The sequence below is a fragment of the Halomonas caseinilytica genome (genome assembly GCF_001662285.1).
GTDB lineage: Bacteria > Pseudomonadota > Gammaproteobacteria > Pseudomonadales > Halomonadaceae > Halomonas > Halomonas caseinilytica.
Genome location: NZ_BDEO01000007.1, coordinates 185,955 through 207,546 on the forward strand (window position 1 = coordinate 185,955; position 21,592 = coordinate 207,546).

General features: G+C 66.0%; 23 protein-coding genes. 14 read left to right on the plus strand and 9 right to left on the minus strand.

Annotation, left to right across the window (positions count from 1 at the left end; translation table 11 throughout):
• Window positions 1-11: 11 nt before the first annotated feature.
• Entirely contained in the window at window positions 12-314 is a 303-nt protein-coding gene (locus HSDC_RS08575; protein WP_064699518.1) for a putative quinol monooxygenase, read from the minus strand.
• A gap of 89 nt (window positions 315-403) precedes the next feature.
• Between HSDC_RS08575 and HSDC_RS08580 the strand changes: the two genes are divergently transcribed.
• The 10 genes from HSDC_RS08580 (at window position 404) to HSDC_RS08625 (ending at window position 8,044) form a co-directional block, all read left to right on the plus strand.
• The gene (locus HSDC_RS08580) at window positions 404-808 is read left to right on the plus strand and encodes a VOC family protein (RefSeq protein ID WP_064699519.1); all 405 of its coding nucleotides are present in this window, start codon (window positions 404-406) and stop codon (window positions 806-808) included.
• Between the two features lie 188 nt (window positions 809-996).
• Window positions 997-2,220: an ABC transporter substrate-binding protein gene (locus HSDC_RS08585; protein WP_064699520.1), complete on the plus strand. Its 1,224-nt coding sequence runs from the start codon at window positions 997-999 to the stop codon at window positions 2,218-2,220.
• Window positions 2,221-2,238: 18 nt separating this feature from the next.
• Window positions 2,239-3,945, plus strand: a complete 1,707-nt coding sequence (locus HSDC_RS08590; protein WP_064699521.1) for an ABC transporter permease — start codon at window positions 2,239-2,241, stop codon at window positions 3,943-3,945.
• Window positions 3,942-4,574 carry an ATP-binding cassette domain-containing protein gene (locus tag HSDC_RS08595; protein ID WP_064699522.1) on the plus strand — a complete coding sequence of 211 codons (633 nt, stop codon included), beginning with the start codon at window positions 3,942-3,944 and terminating at the stop codon, window positions 4,572-4,574. Before HSDC_RS08590 ends, HSDC_RS08595 begins: the two co-directional genes overlap by 4 nt.
• 130 nt (window positions 4,575-4,704) lie before the next feature.
• A complete protein-coding gene (locus HSDC_RS08600) occupies window positions 4,705-4,998 on the plus strand; it encodes a BufA1 family periplasmic bufferin-type metallophore (protein WP_064699523.1) in 294 nt (97 codons plus the stop codon).
• A 64-nt stretch (window positions 4,999-5,062) separates the two neighbouring features.
• Window positions 5,063-5,935, plus strand: a complete 873-nt coding sequence (gene bufB, locus HSDC_RS08605) for an MNIO family bufferin maturase (RefSeq protein WP_064699524.1) — start codon at window positions 5,063-5,065, stop codon at window positions 5,933-5,935.
• On the plus strand, window positions 5,932-6,687 hold the full coding sequence (locus HSDC_RS08610) for an HvfC/BufC N-terminal domain-containing protein (protein WP_064699525.1): 756 nt from the start codon (window positions 5,932-5,934) through the stop codon (window positions 6,685-6,687). Before bufB ends, HSDC_RS08610 begins: the two co-directional genes overlap by 4 nt.
• A complete protein-coding gene (locus HSDC_RS08615; protein ID WP_082920001.1) occupies window positions 6,684-7,157 on the plus strand; it encodes a DoxX family protein in 474 nt (157 codons plus the stop codon). Before HSDC_RS08610 ends, HSDC_RS08615 begins: the two co-directional genes overlap by 4 nt.
• 81 nt (window positions 7,158-7,238) lie before the next feature.
• Complete coding sequence (locus tag HSDC_RS08620; protein ID WP_064699526.1) at window positions 7,239-7,841, plus strand: sigma-70 family RNA polymerase sigma factor; 603 nt, start codon at window positions 7,239-7,241, stop codon at window positions 7,839-7,841.
• Window positions 7,835-8,044 carry a zf-HC2 domain-containing protein gene (locus HSDC_RS08625; RefSeq protein ID WP_064699527.1) on the plus strand — a complete coding sequence of 70 codons (210 nt, stop codon included), beginning with the start codon at window positions 7,835-7,837 and terminating at the stop codon, window positions 8,042-8,044. The genes HSDC_RS08620 and HSDC_RS08625 overlap by 7 nt, the downstream gene beginning before the upstream one ends.
• Window positions 8,045-8,074: 30 nt before the next feature.
• Here HSDC_RS08625 and HSDC_RS08630 read toward each other — a convergent pair whose 3' ends face one another.
• The 8 genes from HSDC_RS08630 to doeA all read right to left on the minus strand — a co-directional run bounded on the left by HSDC_RS08630 (window position 8,075) and on the right by doeA (window position 17,002).
• Window positions 8,075-8,752, minus strand: a complete 678-nt coding sequence (locus HSDC_RS08630) for a haloacid dehalogenase type II (RefSeq protein ID WP_064699528.1) — start codon at window positions 8,750-8,752, stop codon at window positions 8,075-8,077.
• 86 nt (window positions 8,753-8,838) lie between these two features.
• Window positions 8,839-9,783: a cyclodeaminase gene (locus tag HSDC_RS08635; RefSeq protein WP_064699529.1), complete on the minus strand. Its 945-nt coding sequence runs from the start codon at window positions 9,781-9,783 to the stop codon at window positions 8,839-8,841.
• Window positions 9,784-9,831: 48 nt separating this feature from the next.
• Window positions 9,832-10,830, minus strand: coding sequence for a hydroxyectoine utilization dehydratase EutB (gene eutB / locus HSDC_RS08640; protein ID WP_064699530.1), 999 nt, complete (start codon window positions 10,828-10,830; stop codon window positions 9,832-9,834).
• A 115-nt stretch (window positions 10,831-10,945) separates the two neighbouring features.
• Window positions 10,946-12,355, minus strand: coding sequence for an aspartate aminotransferase family protein (locus HSDC_RS08645; protein WP_064699531.1), 1,410 nt, complete (start codon window positions 12,353-12,355; stop codon window positions 10,946-10,948).
• Between the two features lie 237 nt (window positions 12,356-12,592).
• A complete protein-coding gene (locus HSDC_RS08650; protein WP_064699532.1) occupies window positions 12,593-14,074 on the minus strand; it encodes an NAD-dependent succinate-semialdehyde dehydrogenase in 1,482 nt (493 codons plus the stop codon).
• Between the two features lie 191 nt (window positions 14,075-14,265).
• Complete coding sequence (locus HSDC_RS08655) at window positions 14,266-14,742, minus strand: Lrp/AsnC family transcriptional regulator (RefSeq protein WP_064699533.1); 477 nt, start codon at window positions 14,740-14,742, stop codon at window positions 14,266-14,268.
• Window positions 14,743-14,764: 22 nt separating this feature from the next.
• Window positions 14,765-15,793 (minus strand): N(2)-acetyl-L-2,4-diaminobutanoate deacetylase DoeB, encoded by a 1,029-nt coding sequence (gene doeB, locus HSDC_RS08660; RefSeq protein WP_064699534.1) that lies wholly within the window; start codon window positions 15,791-15,793, stop codon window positions 14,765-14,767.
• Between the two features lie 9 nt (window positions 15,794-15,802).
• Window positions 15,803-17,002, minus strand: coding sequence for an ectoine hydrolase DoeA (doeA, locus tag HSDC_RS08665; protein ID WP_064699535.1), 1,200 nt, complete (start codon window positions 17,000-17,002; stop codon window positions 15,803-15,805).
• Window positions 17,003-17,210: 208 nt separating this feature from the next.
• Between doeA and ehuR the strand changes: the two genes are divergently transcribed.
• From ehuR to HSDC_RS08685, 4 genes are all read left to right on the plus strand, one after another.
• On the plus strand, window positions 17,211-18,617 hold the full coding sequence (ehuR, locus tag HSDC_RS08670) for a MocR-like ectoine utilization transcription factor EhuR (RefSeq protein WP_064699536.1): 1,407 nt from the start codon (window positions 17,211-17,213) through the stop codon (window positions 18,615-18,617).
• A gap of 16 nt (window positions 18,618-18,633) precedes the next feature.
• Window positions 18,634-19,560 carry a 2-hydroxyacid dehydrogenase gene (locus tag HSDC_RS08675; RefSeq protein WP_064699537.1) on the plus strand — a complete coding sequence of 309 codons (927 nt, stop codon included), beginning with the start codon at window positions 18,634-18,636 and terminating at the stop codon, window positions 19,558-19,560.
• 110 nt (window positions 19,561-19,670) lie between these two features.
• On the plus strand, window positions 19,671-20,240 hold the full coding sequence (locus HSDC_RS08680; protein WP_064699538.1) for a nicotinamidase: 570 nt from the start codon (window positions 19,671-19,673) through the stop codon (window positions 20,238-20,240).
• The gene (locus HSDC_RS08685; RefSeq protein ID WP_244534434.1) at window positions 20,237-21,565 is read left to right on the plus strand and encodes a nicotinate phosphoribosyltransferase; all 1,329 of its coding nucleotides are present in this window, start codon (window positions 20,237-20,239) and stop codon (window positions 21,563-21,565) included. Before HSDC_RS08680 ends, HSDC_RS08685 begins: the two co-directional genes overlap by 4 nt.
• Window positions 21,566-21,592: the final 27 nt, after the last annotated feature.

Here is a 21,592-nt window from a genome sequence, read left to right on the forward strand (position 1 = left end):
CATCGGCATGTTCAGCGCCGGGGATTCATCGCCAGGACATCGGCACGAATCACCTTTTGCTCGGCGATCAATTCATTGACGACCGCACGGCTCTCCTTGTAATGGGACGTTTCCTTGTGGGCCACCAGGGCCTGTTGATCAGTGTAGATCTCATAGAGATGAATGAGGTCCGGTTCGTCGCGATCCTCGATCACATCGAAGGCATGGCAGCCGGGTTCCTCGCGTACCGAGGCTTCGGCATTGGGCAGCATGGCCTCGAGAAAGCGCTCCCGGGTGCCGGGCTTGAGCCGCGTCTGGACGATGATGCAGTACATGAGGATCTCCTTGGGGTTGTGGAACAACGCTATATGTGAAAATATTTTCCACTATACGTTTCAACCCTGATCGCGCACAAGGAGAGCCCATGCAACGCCCCGCTCCGTTCAACGGCATGCGTCATATCGCCCTGCAGGTTCAGGATCTCGAGGCATGCGAGCGCTTCTACGTCGACATCCTGGGCATGAACATCCTGCGCCGCGCCCACGACGACCTGGTCTACCTGACGCTCGGCAACGACAACCTCTCCCTGGCCCGCGCCAAACAGGAGACCGGCGGCGACCCGCAACGCCTCGATCACCTCGGCTTCGTCGTCGACGAGCGCGACGATGTCGACGCCTGGCACGACTATCTGGTGGCGCAGGGCGTCGAGGTGGTGCGCGGCCCTCACGACCATGCCGACGGCGGACGCAGCCTCTACTGCAAGGACCCGGACGGCAACACCATCCAGCCATTGTTTCATCCCAGTGTCTCGGGACAGCGCCTGGCCTGAGGCGCATCTCCAGGCACCCGGTGGCAAGGGCCCCTCGTGCCAACCCGCTCTCTCGTGGCGGCCCATGGCCGCCTCATCCCTGCATGCCTGGCATGCTGGCTCGTTTGGCGTCCCGGTCGCGGTGACGCCCTTTTTCTTTGCGTAGCAACGGTTACCATCAGGGGATGCCTTCGACCTGGATGCCGCCGATGTCACGCCGTTTCGTCCTTGCCCTCGCCCTGGCCACCGCCTCGATCGCCCCCATCCCGAGCCTGGCCGCCGACGCCCAATCGCTGCTGGAAGCACCCTGGTCCGCCATCGAGCGCGAGGCCCGCGGCCAGACCGTCTACTGGAGCGCCTGGGGAGGCGATCCTGCCATCAATCTCTACATCGGCTGGGTGGCCGAACGACTGGACGAGCGTTACGGCCTGGACGTCGTGCACGTCAAGGTGGACGACATCGCCACGACGATATCCCGGATCGTGGCCGAGCGCGCCGCCGGCAACGACGACGCGGGCAACGTCGACCTGCTGTGGATCAATGGCGAGAATTTCGCCGCCATGAAGGAACGCGACCTGCTTTTCGGCCCCTTCGCGCGCCGGTTGCCGAACTTCTCGCTGACGGCTCCCGACGACAACCCCGAGGTGCTCACCGACTTCACCCTGCCAACCGAAGGCTACGAGTCGCCCTGGGGCAAGGCGCAGTTGACCTTCTACTACGACGCTGAACGGCTCGAGACGCCGCCACGCAACATGTCGGAGCTGTTGTCCTGGGCCCGCGAACATCCCGGTCGCTTCACCTACCCCCTGGTGCCCGATTTCCTTGGCACCACCTTCCTCAAGCAGGTACTGCTCTCGCAGGTCGAAGCACCGTCAGTGCTGGCCGAACCGGCCTCGCGTCACGACGTCGACGCCGTGATGGCACCGCTCTGGGACTATCTCGATGCCCTGCATCCTCATCTCTGGCGCCAGGGGCGACACTTTCCCTCCGGCGGCCCCGAACTCAAGCGCCTGATGGGCGATGGCGAGCTGTCGCTGGCCTTCACCTTCAATCCGGCCGAGCCGGCCGCCGCCGTGACCGATCATCAGTTGCCGCCCAGCACTCGCAGCTATGTGCTGGAAGGTGGCACCCTGGGCAATGTCCATTTCGTGGCGATTCCCTTCAACGCGCGCCACAAGGCCGGCGCCATGGTGCTGGCCAACTTCCTGCTGTCGCCCGAGGCCCAGGCCCGCAAACTGGATATCGATGTCTGGGGCGATCCCAGCGTCCTCGACATGCGACGCCTCGAGGCCGCCGAGCGCGAGGCCTTCGAGGGCGACCGCCATCCCGCCAGTCCACCGCCCGACGCATTGCAACGCGTCCTGCCCGAACCCCATCCGAGCTGGGTCGAGGCCCTGGAAGCACAGTGGCAAGTACGTTATGGCGATAGCTGACGATAGGGCGCGCCCCTGATGCCAAGCTTCGTGACCGCGATACGCACCGCGCCCACCGTTGCCCTGGCGTTGCTGATCCTGCCGGTACTCCTGGGGCTGGCCGGCGTCGTCGCCCCGGCCTTCGGCTGGCACCCGGCACTGGGCGGCGAGACCTGGACTCTGGCCCACTGGCAGGCGCTCGGCAACACGCCCGGCCTCGTCGACATGATTCGCCTGAGCCTGTTCACCGGACTGGCCAGCGCCCTGGCGACATTCGGCATCGTGGCGCTGTGCCTGGCCACCTTTCTCGAGACACGCGCGTTCGGTGCGATACGGCGCCTGCTGTCGCCACTGCTGGCGGTGCCTCACGCCGCCGCCGCCATCGGGCTGGCCTTTCTGCTGACGCCCTCGGGCCTGGCCAGTCGCCTGGTCTCGCCCTGGCTCAGCGGCTGGGTCTATCCGCCCGACTACCTGTTTCCGGGGGACTCGCTCGGCCTGGCCCTGGCACTCGGGCTGACGCTCAAGGAGATCCCCTTCCTGCTGCTGATGAGCCTAGCCGCCCTGCCCCAGTGCCGCGCCGGCGAACGCCTGATGATGGCACGCGCGCTGGGTTATGGGCGGATCAATGCCTTTCTCAAGGGCGTGTTGCCGGCCCTCTACCCACTGATTCGTCTGCCCCTTTACGCGGTCATCGTCTTCGCCACCGCCAACATCGAGGTGGCCATGATTCTCGGTCCCTCGACGCCGCCACCCCTGGCCGTGGCCGTGGTGCGCTGGCTGGGCGATCCCGACCTCGCGATGCGCTTCCAGGCCGCCGCGGGAGCACTGCTGCAGCTCGGCGTCACCGCCGGCGCCCTGCTGATCTGGTGGCTGGGCGAGCGCCTGGTCTCGCGACTGGCAGCCGGCTGGCTGCGCGATGGACACCGGCTGCGCGGCGAACGCCTGGGGCGAGGCATTGGCAGCCTGACGACCTGGCTCGCCATCGGGGTACTGGTCGCCGCCCTGGCAGGCCTCATCCTCTGGTCGCTGGCCGGTTACTGGCCCTTCCCGGAAGCCTGGCCCGCGCCGCTGACGCTGCATGCCTGGCAGCAGGCTGCCACGGGCCTCGGCGATCCCCTTTCGAGCACCGTCACCATCGGGCTGGCCGCCACCGCCATCGCTCTGGTGCTGACCCTCGGCTGCCTGGAAGCCGAAACACATCGTCGCCGCCCACTGGGCGCCGGCGCTCAGCTGATTCTCTACCTGCCCTTGCTGGTCCCTCAGGTGGCCTTCCTGCAGGGCCTCGTGCAGTGGCAAGCCCAGATCGGGCTGACGGCCGGCTGGCCGGCGGTGATGCTGGGCCATGCCCTGTTCGTGCTGCCCTACACCTTCCTCTCCCTGGCGGAAAGCTATCGACGACAGGATCCCCGCTGGCGCCAGGTCGCCGCCTCCCTGGGCGCCTCGCCCGCCAACGTCTTTCTCCGTATCCGCCTGCCCATGCTCACCGCGCCGATCCTCGTCGCCGGTGCCGTGGGCTTCGCCGTCAGCGTCGGCCAATATCTGCCCACGGTGCTGCTCGGCGGCGGTCGCCTGACGACCCTGACCACCGAGGCGGTGAACCTGGCCAGCGGCGGCGATCGACGCCTCACCGCCGTCTATGCCCTGTTCCAGCTCGCCCTGCCCGCCATTGGCTTCACTCTGGCCATGACCCTGCCCCGACTGTGGTGGCGACATCGCCGCCAGATGCTGTCCGGAGACACCGCATGAGCACTGCCACCCTGCGCCTGGAAGAGATCGTCATCACGCATGACGGCCACCCACTGATCGAGGTCTCGGCCAGTGTCGCCCCAGGCGAGGTCCTCACACTGATGGGACCGTCCGGCGTCGGCAAGTCGACCCTGCTGGCCCATGTCGCCGGCTTTTTGCCGCTCGGCTTCCGGGCCTCGGGGCACATCCTGCTGGGCGACTCCGACCTCGGCTGTCTGCCGCCCGAGCAGCGGCGACTCGGCCTGCTGTTCCAGGACCCGCTGCTGTTTCCGCACCTCGACGTAGGCGGCAACCTGGCCTTCGGCATGCCGGCGGGCGGCTCGCGCCGGCAACGTCGAGAAGAAGTGGCCACGGCGCTCGACGACATCGGGCTGGCGGGCTTTGCCGAACGCGACCCGGCGACCCTTTCGGGCGGCCAGCGCGCCCGGGTCGCCCTGATGCGAGTGCTGCTCGCCCGGCCCCGCGCCATGCTGCTGGACGAGCCTTTCTCCAAGCTCGACACCGGCCTGCGCGACGAGATGCGACGCCTGGTGTTCGCACGCGTGCATCGGGATGGCCTGCCGACTCTGATGGTGACCCATGATCGTGCCGATGCCGAGGCGGCCGGCGGGCCGATCATCGAACTGTGAAAGCCCCTGATCGCCGATTTTCGGCATGACGTGTGTAAGGACTGAAGGGCTGTCTCGACCAAAGGATGTCCATCGACGTATCGACGCAATGCGAGATGGCACATCACAACAACGCGCACGGAGACAGACCATGAAACATTCCATGCTGATGGCCGCCGTCATTACCACCGCCATTGCCCAAGCCGGGGCCATGGCGACCACCTACGCCGACGAAGAGGAATCCGACAAGCAGGCCATGGAGAAGTGCTATGGCGTTGCCCTGGCAGGCCAGAACGATTGCAAGGCAGGCCCCGGCACCACCTGCGCCGGCACGTCCACCGTCGACTACCAGGGCAATGCCTGGAAGCTGGTGCCGGAGGGCACCTGCACCAGCATCGAGACACCTCACGGTAACGGCAGCCTGACCGAGATCGACCGTCCCTGACACGGAATGACAAGGTTCATGGCCCGCATCCGCGGGCCATGGTAGTTGCCGAGAGGAGGTTCACATGCCGATGGATACCACCACGCTGCCAACCGGCGCCCAGGGCATCGGGCTCAAGCACCGCCACGTTCCGGAACTCCTGTCCCGGCACGCCGACGTCGATTTCCTGGAGCTGCATGCCGAGAACCACATGAGTGCGGGCGGTCCATTTCGCGACGACCTCGCCGCCATTACCGAACGCTACCCGCTTTCGGTGCATGGCGTCGGCTTGTCGCTGGGCAGTGCCGAACCGCTGGATACCGCCCACCTCCACCGGCTCGTCCAACTGGTCGACGAGCTGCGCCCGCCACTGGTCTCGGAACATCTCGCCTGGAGTCGCCTCCAGGGAGACGTCTACAACGACCTTCTGCCGCTGCCGTTGACGCGCGAGAGCCTGGCCGTGGTGACTCGACACGTCGACGCGACACAACAGGCGCTCGGCCGCCGGCTGCTGGTCGAGAATCCCAGTCTCTACGTGCATCTCGACAACACGCTGGGCGAGGCGGAATTTCTTGCCGAGCTCGTCGAACGCACCGGCTGCGGACTGTTGCTGGACATCAACAACGCCTACATCAGCGCCCAGAACCTCGGGCGCGACCTCGATGCCTACCTGGACGCCTTGCCGCTATCCGCCGTGGGGGAATTCCACCTCGCCGGCCACCATCTCGACACCGAGGCCGTTCCACCGCTGCGCATCGACGATCACGGCAGTCCCGTCTGCGATGCCGTATGGCAACGCTATGCCCAGCTATCGCGCTGGTTGCCGAACGTCCCGACCCTGATCGAGTGGGACACCCGCCTCCCCTCCTTGTCCCGCTGGCTCGAGGAGGTCGACCTGGCGCGCCATCATCATCCCGCGCATCGCCCGCTGGCCACCACGATGGAGGAGATATCATGACGATCTCCCTGGCCGACTGGCAGCATCGCTTCGCCGAGGCCCTGCACGCCCCCGACGCCACGGATCCCGACCTTGGCCCGCAGCCGGGGCTCGACGTCTATCGCAACAACGTCCGGAAAAGCCTGATCGAGGCGCTGTCCAGCACCTTTCCGCATACCCGGACACTGCTGGGCGAACGCTTCTTCACCGCCGTGGCAAGCGACTACGTGCGTCGACACCTTCCCGACGAGCCCCGCCTGGTCCACTACGGGAACCACTTTGCCGACATGCTCGACAGCCTGCCGACGCTGGCCGACTACCCGTATGTCATCGACATCTGCCGCCTCGAACGCGCTCGGCTCGATGTCAGCCATGCCGCCGATGCCACGCCGCTGGACGCCGAGGCACTGGCCCGCTCGCCCGATCCCGGTGCCCTTGCGTGCTCGCCTTGTCCTGCCACCCGCCACCTGATCGGCTGCCACGATGTGCTCGGCTTGTGGCGGGCCCTGGAGCGCGGCGAAGCGAGAGCCGGCGTCGGGGCGCCGGGCAGATGGCACTGGCTGTTGGTGCGGCGTGGCCGAAACGTTGACATCCAGTCGGTCACACCGGCCTGTGGAGCGCTCTATCACGCGCTCGCGACACGAGTGACGCTCGGCGATGCCCTGACAGACTGCGGCCGACGCCACGACCCGGAGGAAGCCGGCGAAGCGCTTGGCACCCTGCTCGGCCTCGGTGCCTTGACGTTGTCCCGCCACGAGGAGGCCACGCCATGACATCGCCCCTGCTCAAGCCCCTGAGGGGCTATTATCACCACCTGGTCCCATGGCTGGATCGTCGCTCCCTGGATGCTGTGCTGCTGCTGATGCGTGTCGTCCTTGGCAGCGTCTTCTTCCTTTCCGCCCTGACCAAGGTGGATGCCAGCGGCATCACGCAAAGCACCTTCTTTCTGTTCGAAAACGAATACGATCTGCCACTGATTCCCCCGGCCCTGGCGGCCTATCTGGCCACGCTTGCCGAGTTCAGCCTGTCACTGGCGTTGTGGGGCGGTCTCGCTACCCGCCTCGCCGCCACGGGGCTGCTGTTCATGACGCTGGTGATCCAGACCTTCGTCTATCCCGACGCCTGGATCACCCACGGCCTCTGGGCCGGCAGCCTGCTGACCCTGATACTACGCGGCCCGGGTCGCCTGTCCCTGGACTGGCTGGTGAACGCCTGGCTGACCGAAGCAGCCCATCGGCGTTGAAGACAGGATTCATATACCCTTGTCGATGCAGGGAAGAAAAGGCCGAACGGCCCGATGACAACCCGCGACAGGGGGAGACACGTGAACGACAGCACCGAGAGCCTTGCCGATGCGACACGCTATCGCCGACGCCTCGAGGCCGTGCGGCCCCGTCTGGTGTCCTTCGCCCTGCTGCATCTGCGCGACAAGACCCAGGCCGAGGATACCGTCCAGGACACCCTGGTGACCGCCATGGAAAAGAGCGACGCCTTCTCCGGACGCTCCGGCTACGAAACCTGGGTGTTCGGCATCCTCAAGCACAAGCTGCTCGACGCCCTGCGGGCCCAGCAGCAAAGCGGACAGTGGCAGCCCATGGAGAACGAGGCCAGCGACGAGGTCGTCGATCGGCTCTTCCAGCGGAACGGGCGGTGGGAGCAACACGCCCGTCCAAGCGCCTGGGGAGAGCCCGAGGCAACCTTCGAGAACGAAGCCTTCTGGCAGGTCTTCGATGCCTGCATGATCGGCTTGCCGGACAACCTCGCACGCGTCTTCTCGCTGCGTGAACTGATGGGGCTCTCCACCCGCGACATCTGCCGCGAAGTCGGCATCCGGGAAAGCAACTGCTGGGTGATGCTGCACCGCGCTCGACTGAGACTGCGCACCTGCATCGAAAGTGGCTGGTTGAAGGAGACTCACCCATGCTGATGTGCAAGGACGCGACCCGACTGATGTCAATGAAGCGGGATCGTCCCCTGACACTTCGCGAGCGCTTCTCGCTACGCTTTCACCTGACGATGTGCAGCGCCTGCCGGGAGTGTGATCGCCAGTTCGAGTTGTTGCACCACGCGGGGCGACGCTTCGAGCCGCCGACGGAAGACCGGACGACCGACGACGCCCCTCGACACTGAATGGCGGCCTCACGCCAAGGCCCGCCTCATCTAGTTCAGGTAGTCGGCCAATCCCTCGAGATCGGAAACCGTGATGTCGGGATCGATGCCCCAGGAATCGAAGGGGGCCTCTGGACTGCGACGGACCCAGGCGGCATGCAGCCCGGCATGGCGCGCGCCGATGACATCGAAGGCATTGCTGGAAATCAACCAGGTATCACCGGGCTCGACTTCGAGACGCTGGCGCAGGTAGGCATAGACCGCCGGGTCCGGCTTGAAGCGCCTGACCTCCTCGACGCTGACGATATCAGCGAAGTACTCGCTCAGCCCGGCACCTTCGAGCAGCCCGGCCACCGCCTGCCGACTGCCATTGGAAAAGGCCACGCAAGTGATGCCGGTCCCGGCGAGACGGGCCAGTGCCGTTCTCGCATCGGCGAAGGCCGGCAGGCTCGCATAGGCGCCCATCAGATGTTCCTTGTCGGTATCGGACAAGCCGACGCCCAGCGCCCGGTCGATGAAGTCCAGCGCCTCCCGGGTACAGCGCGCGAAGTCCACGTAAGCGCCCATCAGCCCGCGTCGGAAGCTGTACTCCAGCTGCTTGTCGCGCCAGCGCCGCGAGAACTCCATCGCCGTGGACGGATCCCCCAGGCGGGTCTGCAACTCGGCGACCACGCCATGCGTATCGATCAGGGTGCCATAGACATCGAAGGCCAGTACGCGTCGGCTCATCACGCTCTCCTCGACAAGGGGTTGATGCAGACATCCTCGGCTTCAAGATTGGTCCCTTTGCCCATCGTCGGCAAGCCCGAGCGCCCCTAGCCCGACAGCCGGGACAAGGCGTAATCGGCGATGGCCGTATCCTGCACGCCGGTGCCGGTGAGGTCGCAGACCGTGATGGTGGCGTCCGACAGCCGCAGCATCTCGCGAGCCGCGATCACCTGTCCCAGCTCGTGAACCTTGAAAGGCGTTTCATGGCCGGCGAAGGCCTTGAGTTCGCCATTGGCCTCGCTCTGAGCCCGTGTATCGCAGACGAAGGCATCGGCACGGGTCAGCAAGGACGTGTCCAGTTCGCGCTTGCCGGGACTGTCGGAACCCATCGCCGTGACGTGCACGCCCTCCGGCAGGTCCCGAGCCTGCAGCAGCGGCTCCCGAGACGGCGTGGTGGTGACGATGATGTCGGCCCGTTCGCAGGCCGCCGGCACATCCGTGTGCACATTGACCTCCAGACCACGACCGCGCAACGCCTCGGCATACGCCTCGGCGGCTTCCCGACGCCGAGCCCAGACATCGACGACTCGGATGTCACGCACCAGCCGCAAGGCTTCCACCTGTCGCTCTGCCTGCTCGCCGGCACCGAGCACGGCCACGCGATGGCTGTTCTCCCTGGCCAGGTGCTTGGCGGCGATGGCACCGGCCAGAGCGGTCCGGATCATGGTCAGATAGCCTTCGTCGAAGAGCACCGCCTCCACCAGGCCTGTCCTGGCGGAGAACACCATCATCAGGCCATTGAGGCTTGGCAGGCCGAGCCTGGGATTGTCGAAGAATCCCGGGCTGACCTTGATGGCAAAGCGCTCGGCGCCACGAATGTGCGCCGTCTTGACGTCGACCTCACCGTTGGCCTCCTCGATGGCCATGGACAGGATCGGCGGCTGCACCACCTCGCCCCGGCCAAGAGCGGCAAACCCAGCCTCCACCGCCGCCAGCGCATCACGATCGAGGGTGACGGCTCGGGCAATGGCATCGCGCTGATAGAGCTGCATGGAAAACCTCCCGGGAAGCGTGAAGAACAAATGGCACAACGCCGACGCTCATCGTCCCGCCAGGGCGCGGGCACGATCAAGCGCCTCCAGCGACACGGCGTTACCGGAGAGCACCAGCGCTACCTTGCGCCCCCGCACGTCCAGGTCATGTTCATTCAGGGCCGCCAATCCCACGGCGGCGGCACCCTCGACGAGCAGTTTCTCGTGTTCGAGCAATTCGACCATGGCCGTGGCAATGGCGCGTTCCGAGACTCGCCAGTGTGAATCCATGACCTCGCGTACCAACGCGAAGGTGCAGCGATTGTCCAGCCCGATGCCACCGCCCAGCGAATCGCCGAGGCTTTCGACCTCCTCGACTGCCACCGGATGGCCGGCCAGCAGGCTGTCATGCATCGCCGCGCCTTGCGACAGACTCACACCGGTCACTTCCAGCGACGGACGGATCGCCTTGAGGGCAGCGCCGATGCCGCCCAGCAGGCCGCCGCCGGAAAGCCCCACCAGCACGTGATCGAGATCCGGCGCGTCCTCCATCAGTTCCAGGCCAATGGTCCCCTGACCGGCGGCGATCAAGGGATCGTCGAAAGGGGGAATCGCGACCATGCCGCTCTCGGCCACCAGTCGCGCGACTTCGTCGGAGGCTTCGTCCTGGCTGTCGCCGACGCGCCGCACCTCGGCGCCCAGGGCCTCGATGGCCGCAACCTTATTGTCGGGCACCCGCCGCGACAGGCAGATCACCGCTGGCACGCCTAGCCACGAGGCGGCATAGGCCACCGCCCGGCCATGATTGCCGGTGGATGCGGTGGTCACGCCCGCCGTCAGCGCCTCGCGGCCGTGGCGTTCCAGCAAGGCCGCGATCATGTTGGCGACGCCACGCAGCTTGAAGGCGCCGGTGGGTTGCAGGGTCTCCAGCTTGAGCAGGATCTCGGCCTCGAAGCGCCGCGACAGGGTCTCGGCGCACACCAGCGGCGTGCGTACCGCCTGCCCGGCGATGCGCCGACGCGCCGCGTAGATCCCGGCCAACGTCACGCCATGCGATGGCTGCGACATCTCACCTCTCCTCTCTCCCCCCGAGGGTCATGCAACACCAAGACACAATCGCCGCAGGGAAAACCCTACGGCGATTATCGTCACATCGCAGTGACCTTCAACGCTTGCAACAGCTTCAGGCGGCCTGGATGGCACCTTCCCGCGTCAGCGCATCGGTCACCTTGTTCACCGCCCGCTCGGTGCGCGCGACGATCTCGTCGACTTCCTCGCGCGTGGTGGTCAGCGGCGGCGCAAAGCCGAGGATGTCGCCCTGCGGCATGGCGCGTGCGATCAGATCTTCCTCTAGGGCGGCGGCGGACATGCGCGGCCCGACCTTGAGGGACGGATCGAAGTGACGACGCGCCGCCGGGTCGGCGGAGAACTCCAGCGCCGCCATCATGCCCACGCCACGCACCTGGCCGACGACCGGATGATCGGCGAAGGTGGCCTTCATGCGCTCCTGCAGGTAAGCGCCGGTCTCGGCGGCGTTGGCGGTGAGGCCCTCGCGCTCGATGATCGCCAGGTTGGCCAGCCCGGCGGCACAGCCCAAGGCATGGCCGGAGTAGGTCCAGCCGTGACCGATCGGGCCGTACTCGCCGGTTCCCTGCTCGAGCACTTCCCAGACACGGTCGCCGACGATCACGCCGGAAAGTGGCTGATAGGCGCTGGTCAGGCCCTTGGCGATGGTGATCAGGTCCGGCTTGATACCGTAGTGATGGCTGCCGAAGTCGCTGCCCGTGCGACCGAAGCCGCACACCACCTCGTCGGCGATCAGCAGCACGTCATACTTGGCCAGCACCGCCTGGATCTCGTCCCAGTACCCTTCGGGCGGCGGCACGATGCCACCGGTGCCGAGTACCGGCTCGCCGATGAAGGCGGCCACGGTGTCCGGTCCTTCGGACAGGATCATCTCCTCCAGCTTGGCGGCACAATGCTTGGAGAACTCCCGCTCGGTCATGCCTTCCTGCTCCGCGGCGCGATGATAGTAGTACGGCGCCTCGGTGTGGCGGATCGTCTCGATCGGCAGATCGAAATGATCGTGGAATGCCTTCAGCCCGGTCAGCGAGCCAGAGGCGATGCCGGAGCCGTGATAGCCGCGCATCCGCGAGATGACCTTCTTCTTCTGCGGGCGGCCGAGCACGTTGTTGTAGTAGCGCACGATCTTGAGCTGGGTCTCGTTGGCATCGCTGCCGGACATGCCGTAGTAGACCTTGGACATGCCGGGACCGGCCAGCTCGAGGATCTTCTCGGAAAGCGCGATCTGCGGCTCGTTGGAGTGCCCCACATAGGTATGGTAATAGGACATTTCCAGGGCCTGCTGGTAGATCGCCTCGGCGACCTCGCTGCGGCCATAGCCGATGTTGACGCAGTACAGGCCGGCAAAGCCGTCGATGAACTCGCGGCCGTCCTTGTCGACGATCTTGATGCCCTTGCCGCCGGTGATCACGCGGCCCGGTGCGTCGCCCTGGGCGAAGTCGCGCAGGTGCGTGGAGGCGTGGAAGGTTACCTTGCGATCGCGATCGATCAGATCCTTGTGCGTGGTCATGCGCTTCTCCAGTAAGGCTCCCCGGCTCCGCCGGAGAGAAGGTTCATCGAATTCGGTTTGTCCCGGCGATTCCTGGGATCGGCGATTCGGCAGCAGGTTACGCAGTACTCCAGGCGAAAGAGCACTGCGAGGAGCGATGGTCAGGCAAGGCAAAAATCGGCGAAAAAGCGGAGTTTACATTGAGTAAATGAGCAGCTTGAGCCAATTTTTAACACCGCCTGACCGAGCGCCGCATGCTCAACTCCCGGAAACGGAGCCCAGGGCACCCAAGCAGTAATACTTCGTCTCCAGATACTCATCGATACCGGTCACGCCGCCCTCGCGGCCCAGCCCCGACTGCTTGACGCCGCCAAAGGGCACCGGGGGGCCGGTCATCTTCACCGAGTTGACCGAGACCATGCCGTACTCCAGCGCCCGCAGCAGCTTCCAGATGCGGCGGATGTCGTGGGTGTAGACATAGGCCGCCAGGCCGTACTCGGTATCGTTGGCCATCTCGATGACGTCGTCGTCGTCGCGATAGGACGTGATGCCCGCCACCGGTGCGAAGTTCTCCTCGCGCCACACCTGCATCTGCGGCGTCACGCCGGTGAGCAGGGTCGGCATGAAGAAATTCGGACCGGGCGCCTCGCGCTGGTCGCCCGCCACCAGGGTAGCCCCGCGAGACAGCGCATCGTCGACGATGGCCGAGGCTTTCTCGACCGCCTGGCGGTGGATCAGCGGCCCCAGGTCCACTTCGCTTTCCAGGCCGTTGCCCACGGTCAACGCCGCCATGCGCTCGGCGAACTGTGCCACGAACTCGTCATGGATCGACTCGTGAACCAGGATGCGGTTGGCCGCCAGGCAGTCCTGGCCGGCAGTCTGGAACTTGGCCGCCACCGCCGCGAAGGCCGCTTCCCGAGGATCCATGTCCGGCCCCACGATGAAGGGGGCATTGCCGCCGAGCTCGAGCGACACGCGCTTGACGGTGTTCGCACTCTGCTCCAGCAGCAGACGGCCGACCCGGGTGGAGCCGGTGAAGGACAGCGCCTTGATGCGCTCGTCATCGCACAGCAGCTTCGACACCTCGGGGGCATCACCCAGCACCACGTTGAAGACCCCGGCGGGAATACCGGCGCGCTCGGCCAGTTCGGCCAGTGCCAGCGCCGAGTAAGGAGTCTCGTGGGCCGGCTTGACGATCACCGGGCAACCGGCGGCCATGGCGGCGGCGGCTTTGCGGGTGATCATCGCCAGCGGGAAGTTCCAAGGCGTGATCAGCGCGGCGATGCCCACCGGTTCCTTGATGGTACCGAGGGCGGCATTGGGAATATGGCTGGGGATGGTATCGCCGAAGGTACGCTTGCCCTCCTCGGCGAACCAGCGCACGAAGCTGGCTCCGTACTCGACCTCGCCACGGGCGTCGGGCAGGGGCTTGCCCTGCTCCAGGGTCATGATGGTAGCCAGATCTTCGCGGTTGGCCTGCAACAGGTCATACCAGGCCAGCAGGCGCTCGCAGCGCTCGTCGGCGCGCAGCGCGCGCCATTGCACGAAAGCCGCCTCGGCGGCGTCCACCGCGCCCCGGATCTGCTCGGATTCCAGCACCGGGATATGGCCGATGGCCTCACCGGTGGCCGGATCGAAGACAGCTTCCTCACGGCCGTTATCGCCGTGAGTCCACTTGCCGTCGATATAGGCATACTGACGGAACAGTCGCAGATCGCTGAGTTGGTTGGACAGCGTCATAAGCACCTCCCCTGACATGCCGACGCCCAGGCGACGCCGACCATGAAGACAACCACGGCGCTGGCCGTGTGATGCCTCCATGGTAAGGGAGATGACGGTTCAGGACTTTTCGAAGCAAGCCGCCTGAGGCATGAGGATTTTTTTTCCCGAGCGACTGACTTGGTGTTTTTTCTGCACGACGTCGTGGCGTCTCATGTCGCGATGTCATCGGCGGAAATGCCCGCCGACGGGCGCTTGACGGTCTTGGTGATGATGTAGGTGAAATAACGCTCGATGCCGACATCCGAGGTCAGCCAATCGTCGATCAGGCGCTGATAGGTGTCGATGGAGGCCGCCTCGATCTTGACCAGATAATCGAGCCCGCCGCCGACGGCCACGCATTCGGTTACCTCCGGCGTGTCGTGTACCAGCGCCTCGAAGCGCGCGAAACTCTCGGCATTGTGGGCCTTGAGTTCGATCTGGACCCAGACCGGGGTGCGCTTGACCAGGACGTCGGTATTGAGCCGGGCACCATAGCCTTCGATGACACCGGCCTTTTCCAGGCGTCGCACACGCTCCCAGCAGGGGCTGACCGAGAGATTGATGGCCTCGGCCAGCTTCGACTTGGTGATACGACCGTCCCGAGACAGGATCTCGAGGATCTTCAGATCATAGCGATCGAGCTTCATGGGGCTACCTGATTGTCCGTATTCAGCCGAGCGACTCGACGACCTCGGCGATCACCGCAATGGTATCACCCATGTTGACACTGGCCGGGAAGCGCCGTGCGGCCAGCACGCCGTCACGCCCGGCGCGATACTCGATGGGCGCCACGCCGCTGCGGGTCATGTCATAGACCCGGGCAATGACCTGCCCCTGCGTCACCGCCTCGCCCAGTGCCACGGTCAGCTCGAGCAGGCCGGTGTGCTCGCTCTGCACGTAGCAACTGGCATCGGGCATGTCGAGGTAGACCTGGGGCGCATCGGGCAGCTGTAACTCGCCTTCGACCAGGCCGTAGTGCACCAGGAAGTTATCGATGCCGCGCTCGGTGATGGCCAGGCTCTCGGGCGTCGAGGTGCCGCCGCCACCCAGCTCGGTGGCCACGAAGATCTTGCCCTGGCGCTCCACGGCAGTATCGAACAGCGCCTCGGCATCGAGCTCGAACATCATGATGGCATAGGGCGCCCCGAAGGCCTTGGCCCCTTCCAGGGCACGGCGCTGCTGGTCGGCATCATCGAGCACGTGGGAGGCGGCGAACGGAATGATGTCCAGCGTCCGCCCCCCGGAGTGCAGGTCGAGCACGACATCGCTCATTGGTACCAGCACCCGGGTGAAGTAGTCGGCGATCTTCTCGGTGACGGAGCCGTCCGGGTCTCCCGGGAAGCTGCGATTGAGGTTGCCGCCATCCATCGGCGAGGTCCGGCGACCGGCCGTGCAGGCGGGCGTGTTCATCATCGGCACGATGATCACCCGCCCCTGGACATCCTCCGCCCTCAGTCGGCTGGACAGCTTCTGCAGGGCCGTGATGCCCTCGTACTCGTCGCCGTGATTGCCGCCGGTCAGCAACGCGGTGGGGCCTTCGCCACGCTTGACCACGGTGACGGGAATCATTACCGCACCCCAGGCGGACTCGTCATTGGAAATCGGCAGCTTGAGAAAGCCATGCTGGACACCGTCGGCCTCGAAGTCGACGGTGGCGGAAATCGGGCTGGGCCGTTGCGGGCCGGGTTGCTTGCTCATGGGGGCTCCTTACTTGACGAACAGCTGGCGCGGGAAATCGGCCAGCGTCTCGCAACCGTTTTCGGTGATCAGAATACTTTCGGTGATCTCGAGGCCCCAGTCCTCGACCCACAGGCCGGGCATGAAATGAAACGTCATTCCCGGCTCGAGGATCGTCTCGTCGGAAGGGCGAAGGCTCATGGTGCGCTCGCCCCAGTCCGGCGGATAACTGATGCCGATGGGATAGCCGCAGCGTGCGCCGCCCCGGTCGAAGCCGTACTTGTCCATGGCCGCACCCAATGCCATGGCGATATCGGCCGTACGATTGCCGGGCCTGGCCACTTCCAGTCCACTCTCGATCCCCTCGAGCAGGGCCGACTCGGCGCGCACGAACTCCGACGGCGGACGCCCCAGGTAGACGGTGCGCGACATCGGCGCGTGATAGCGCTTGTAGACGCCGGCGATCTCGAAGAAGGTCCCCTCACCCTCGCGAAACGGCGAATCGTCCCAGGTCAGATGAGGCGCCGCCGCATCCTGCCCGGTGGGCAGCATCGGCACGATGGCCGGATAGTCGCCACCGAACACCTGGCCCTCGGGCGACGTCCAGCCTTCGATGCCGACCCGGTAGATCTCCGACACCAGCTTGCTCTTGGGCAGCCCCGGCTCTATGACCTCGAGAATACGCGAGTGCATGCCGGCGACGATCTTGCCGGCGACGCGCATGTACTCGATTTCCTGGGGCGACTTGATGGCACGACACCAGTTGACGAGCGAGTTGGCGTCCATGAAACGCGCATGGGGCAGTTCCCTCAGCAGGCACTGATAGGCCTTGGCCGAGAAGTAATAGTTGTCCATTTCCATGCCCACGACACCCTTGTGCCAGCCGCGATCGGGCAGGATCGTCTGGGCCAGGTAGTCCATGGGATGCATGTCCGGATTCTGGACATAGTGATCCGGGTAATAGGTGATGTTGTCCGGATCTATCCAGCAGGTGCGCAGCGCCCCATTGGCATCCATGCGTCGTCCATACCAGACCGGCTCGCCCTCGAGGCCGAGCAGCACGCACTGATGCACATAGAACGACCAGCCATCGTAACCGGTCAACCACGCCATGTTGGACGGGTCGCTGATGATCAGTACGTCGATACCCCGGCTCGCCATTTCGGTGCGTACCTTCCATAGCCGGCCAGCGTATTCCTCACGGGTGAAGGGTAATGAAACCTGAATCATGAAATCGCTCGCCAAACGATCATGTCACCAATATCCGACTGCCTCTTTTCCCGAGGCACCGGGGCATAGCGCAAACTTGCCGACCGCATTGGAGGCCATGGTCATTGTCATGACATTTGTTAACATGTCTCATGACAATTACCGGTCAATATCGCTAATCGGATACTATCACCATCCATTGGCGGGCGGTCAAAGGCTTTATTGAATCATGACAATTGATCTGACGCCCTATCTTTCCCATACGGGCCCCAAGTACCTCGCCATCGCCCGGGCATTGTCCGAGGCGATACGTCAGGGCGAGCTGACGCCAGGCACCCGACTGCCGCCACATCGTCAACTGGCCGACACACTGGGCGTCAGCGTCCAGACCGTCTCCCGCGCCTACGCCCAGGCCGAAAAGATGGGGCTGGTCCAGGCACGTACCGGCAGCGGTACCTGGATCAATGCCCTCGACGATACCCGGGAATCCGCCTATCTGCGCAACCCCGAACCGCGCCACGAGGGGGCGTTGATCGACCTGTCCATCGCCCACCCGGTCTGCCCGCCGGGCCATCACCTGCGCTTTCGCGAGACCCTGGCCCAGCTCGCCGAACAGGCCAGTCCCGAGGTGGTCACCGCCAGCCGCCCGATCGCCGGGCTCCCCCATCAACGCGAACGGGCCAGCGAATGGCTGTCTCGGCGCCTCGGCGTCCCCGGCGACGCGGATGATCGAATCCTCTGCAATGGCGCCGCCCACGGCCTGCTGCTGGCGATTTCCACGATCGTCCAGCACGGTGACCTGGTGCTGACCGAAGCCCTGACCGACCATGGCCTGATTGCCCTGTCCCGCACCCTGGGTTTCCAGCTGCGCGGCGTGGCCCTCGACGACCAGGGCGTGCTGCCCGAGGCCCTGGACATCGCCTGCCGACGCTTCAAGCCCCGCGCCGTCTGCCTGACGCCGACACAGCTCAATCCCACCGGCGCCACCATGAACGAAGAACGCCGCGATGCCGTCGCCGAGGTACTGGAGCGTCATGGTGTCTGGCTCATCGAGGACGATGTGCATGCCTTGCTCGAGCCTCCCGGCCTGACGCCTCTCACCGCACGCGTGCCGCACCTGGGCTTTCACGTCACCAGCCTGACCAAGGCGGCGGTGCCGGGGCTGCGAGCCGGATATCTCAGCGTGCCCCGGGGGCAGCTGCACCACACCCTGCCCCGCATGCGCGCCACCACCTGGATGGCCACGCCACTGATCTTCGAGATCGCCGATGCCTGGATCGCCGACGACACCCTAGAAAGCCTGGCCCGCGAACAGCGCGAGCTGCTCGCCGAACGCCAGCGACTGGCCACTCGCCTGTTGAGCGGTCACGAACACACCGCCCGCCCCACCAGCCTGCATGTCTGGCTGGCCTTGCCTACTGCCTGGCGCACCGAGGAACTCCAGCAACAGGCCGAACAGGAAGGCGTGGCCATCACCACCGCCGTACCTTTCATGGTGGAACAGACGGCGGCCCCGCGGCGGGTACGCCTGAGCGTCGGTGCCGAGCCCGACATCGAGCGCTTCGAGGAAGGCCTCCAGCGCCTGGTCACCTTGCTCGACGAGGCGCCCCCCCCCATGATGCAATTCGTCTACTAGCCAGCAGGAGCAGGACATGACGCGCGTACTCGTCCATCACGACCGTGCCGACGAATGGTGCGACGCCCTCGCCCGACGCCTGCCGGGTGTCGAGATCCTGACCAGCGAAGCAGGCGTGGGACAGCACCGGGACATCGACTACCTGGCGGCCTGGCAGCCTCCCGCCGAGCTGCTCGCCGAACTCGACCGGCTCAAGGGCATCATCAACCTCGGCGCCGGCGTCGATGCCCTGCTGAACAACCCCGCCCTGCCCCGCGACATCCCCATCGTCAAGCTGCGCGACGCCGGCATGGCCGGCCCGATTGCCGACTACGTCCGCTACGGAGTGCTGCATTTCCAGCGCGACTTCGATCGCTACGCCCGCCAGCAAGCCGCCACGGAATGGCGCGAACGACCCATGACGGACAAGGCGGACTGGCCGGTCGGCGTGCTGGGGCTCGGCGCCATTGGCGCCAAGGTCGCCACGACCCTGGCCGCCGACGGCTTTCCGGTGCATGGCTGGAGCCGTTCGCCCAAGCAGCTCGACGACGTGACCTGCCACCATGGCGACGAAGGGCTCGATACCCTGCTTGGCCAGATACGCAGCCTGGTACTGCTGCTGCCCGGCACCGCCGCGACCCGACACCTCATCGACGCGCGAACCCTGGCGCTGCTGCCCGAAGGCGCCAGCCTGATCAATCCCGGGCGTGGCTCGCTGATCGACGAACACGCCCTGCTCGAAGCGCTGGACGCGGGACAACTGCGTGGAGCCCTGCTCGACGCCTTCCCGGTGGAACCTCTCCCCGAGGACAGCCCGCTGTGGCGGCACCCCCGCATCCTGATCACACCGCACATGGCCGGCCCCACCCCACTGGGCGATGCCGTCGACCAGGTCGCCGAAGCCATCCGGGCCTTCGAAAGCGGTACGCCCCAGCCGACCATCGATCCGGACGCCGGCTACTGAGGCCACGACCTACACGAATGCCCCCGCACGCGGTACGCTGATGAATAGCGAAAGCGATACCGACGCCTTCGCAGGTGTCACCCACCGACTCCCCGTGAAGGAGGTGCGCGATGTCTCAGGTCACTCAAGACTATGATCGCCGCGACGCACTGCTGGTGGTCGACATGCAGAATGACTTCTGCCCGGGCGGCGCCCTGGCCGTGGCCGGCGGTAACGCCCTGGTCCCGGGCATCAACGCTGAGATGGCCGAGGCCCGGCGGGCCGGCGCCCTGATCGTCGCCTCCCGGGACTGGCATCCGGTGGACCACGTCAGCTTCGCCCATCGAGGCGGCCCCTGGCCGGTGCACTGCGTGCAGGACACGCCCGGCGCCGCCTTCCACGCCGAGCTGGCGCTACCCGACACGACCATACGCGTCAGCAAGGCCACCGCCTTCGATCGCGACGCCTATTCTGCCTTCGACGACACCGGGCTCGGCAACTACCTGCGCGAGCGCGGGGTCGAACGCGTCACGGTCTGTGGCCTGGCACTGGATGTCTGCGTCAAGGCCACGACCCTCGATGCACTGCGCGAGGGCTTCGCCACGCGCCTTCTCGAAGACTTGAGCGCGGCCGTGGACCCCGATGCCATCGAGGCCTGCCGCGAGACCCTCTCCGATGCCGGTGCCGAACTATGCCGATGACCGCCCCACTGACGGTGGAAGAAGACGAGCTGGCGCTGCTCACCGATCTCTACCAGTTGACCATGACCCAGGCCTACTGGCGCGAAGGCATGGACGATCAGGCGACCTTCAGCCTGTTCTTCCGTCGCCTGCCGGCCGAACGACGCTTCATGCTCGCCTGTGGCCAGCAGCACGCCGCCGAACTCGTCAGCCGGCTACGCTTCGGCAAGCGCGCCATCGCGCGGCTGGCCGAGACCGGACGCTTCGATGACGCCTTCCTCGACTGGCTGGCCAACTGGCGCTTCGAGGGCGACATCTGGACCCTCCCGGAAGGCACGCCAGTCTTCGCCAACGAGCCCTTGCTGGAAGTCGATGCGCCCATCGCCCAGGCCCAGCTACTCGAGAGCCTGATCATGAACCTGGTGCAGCTGGAGACGGTGCTGGCCTCCAAGGCGATACGGCTGGTCATGGCCGCCCGCGGCCGACCGGTGGTCGACTTCGGCCTGCGTCGCATGCACGGCGTGGATGCCGCGGTGCGTGGCGTGCGTGCCTATCGCACCGCCGGGCTGGCCGGTACCAGCAACGTTCTCGGCGGCCTGCGCCACGACCTGCCCCTCAACGGCACCATGGCGCATAGCTATATCCTCGCCCACGACAGCGAACGCGAGGCCTTTCGGGCCTTTGCCCGCCACATGCCGGGCACCACCCTGCTGGTGGATACCCATGACACCCTGGCGGGCGTACGCGAGGTCATCGCCCTGCTGCACGAGGAACCCGACCTGAGCATCGGCGCCATCCGGCTCGATTCGGGCCACCTCGAGGAACTGGCGCGCAGCGCCCGCCAACTGCTCGATGAGGCCGGCCTCGACGACGTGAAGATCGTCGCCAGCAGTGGCCTGGACGAGCACGCCATCGATGCCCTGCTCGCCGCCGACGTCCCTATCGATGCCTTCGGCGTCGGCACCCAGCTGGGCGCCTCGGCCGATGCCCCGGTCATCGATCTCTCCTACAAGCTGGTCGAATACGCCGGCGAGCCGCGCATCAAGCACTCGCCGGGCAAGGCCAACCTGCCGGGGCGCAAGCAGGTCTATCGCCATGTCGACGCCGCCGGGCGCCTCGCTGGCGACACCATCGCCGGCCGCGACGAGCAACTCGATGGCTCACCACTGCTGGTGCGCAGCGTGACGCAGGGCCAACCCGATCCTCAGACCATGGCACTGGCGGAGTCCGCCCGGGAACGCGTGGCACAGACCCGGCAGCGCCTTCCGGAAAGCCTGACCCAGCTTGCCCCAGGCGACGGAAATTACCCGGTAACGCTCAGCGAGGCCCTCTCGGCCCGGCGCTGAGCCGAACGACCGGGGCCATCGGAACCG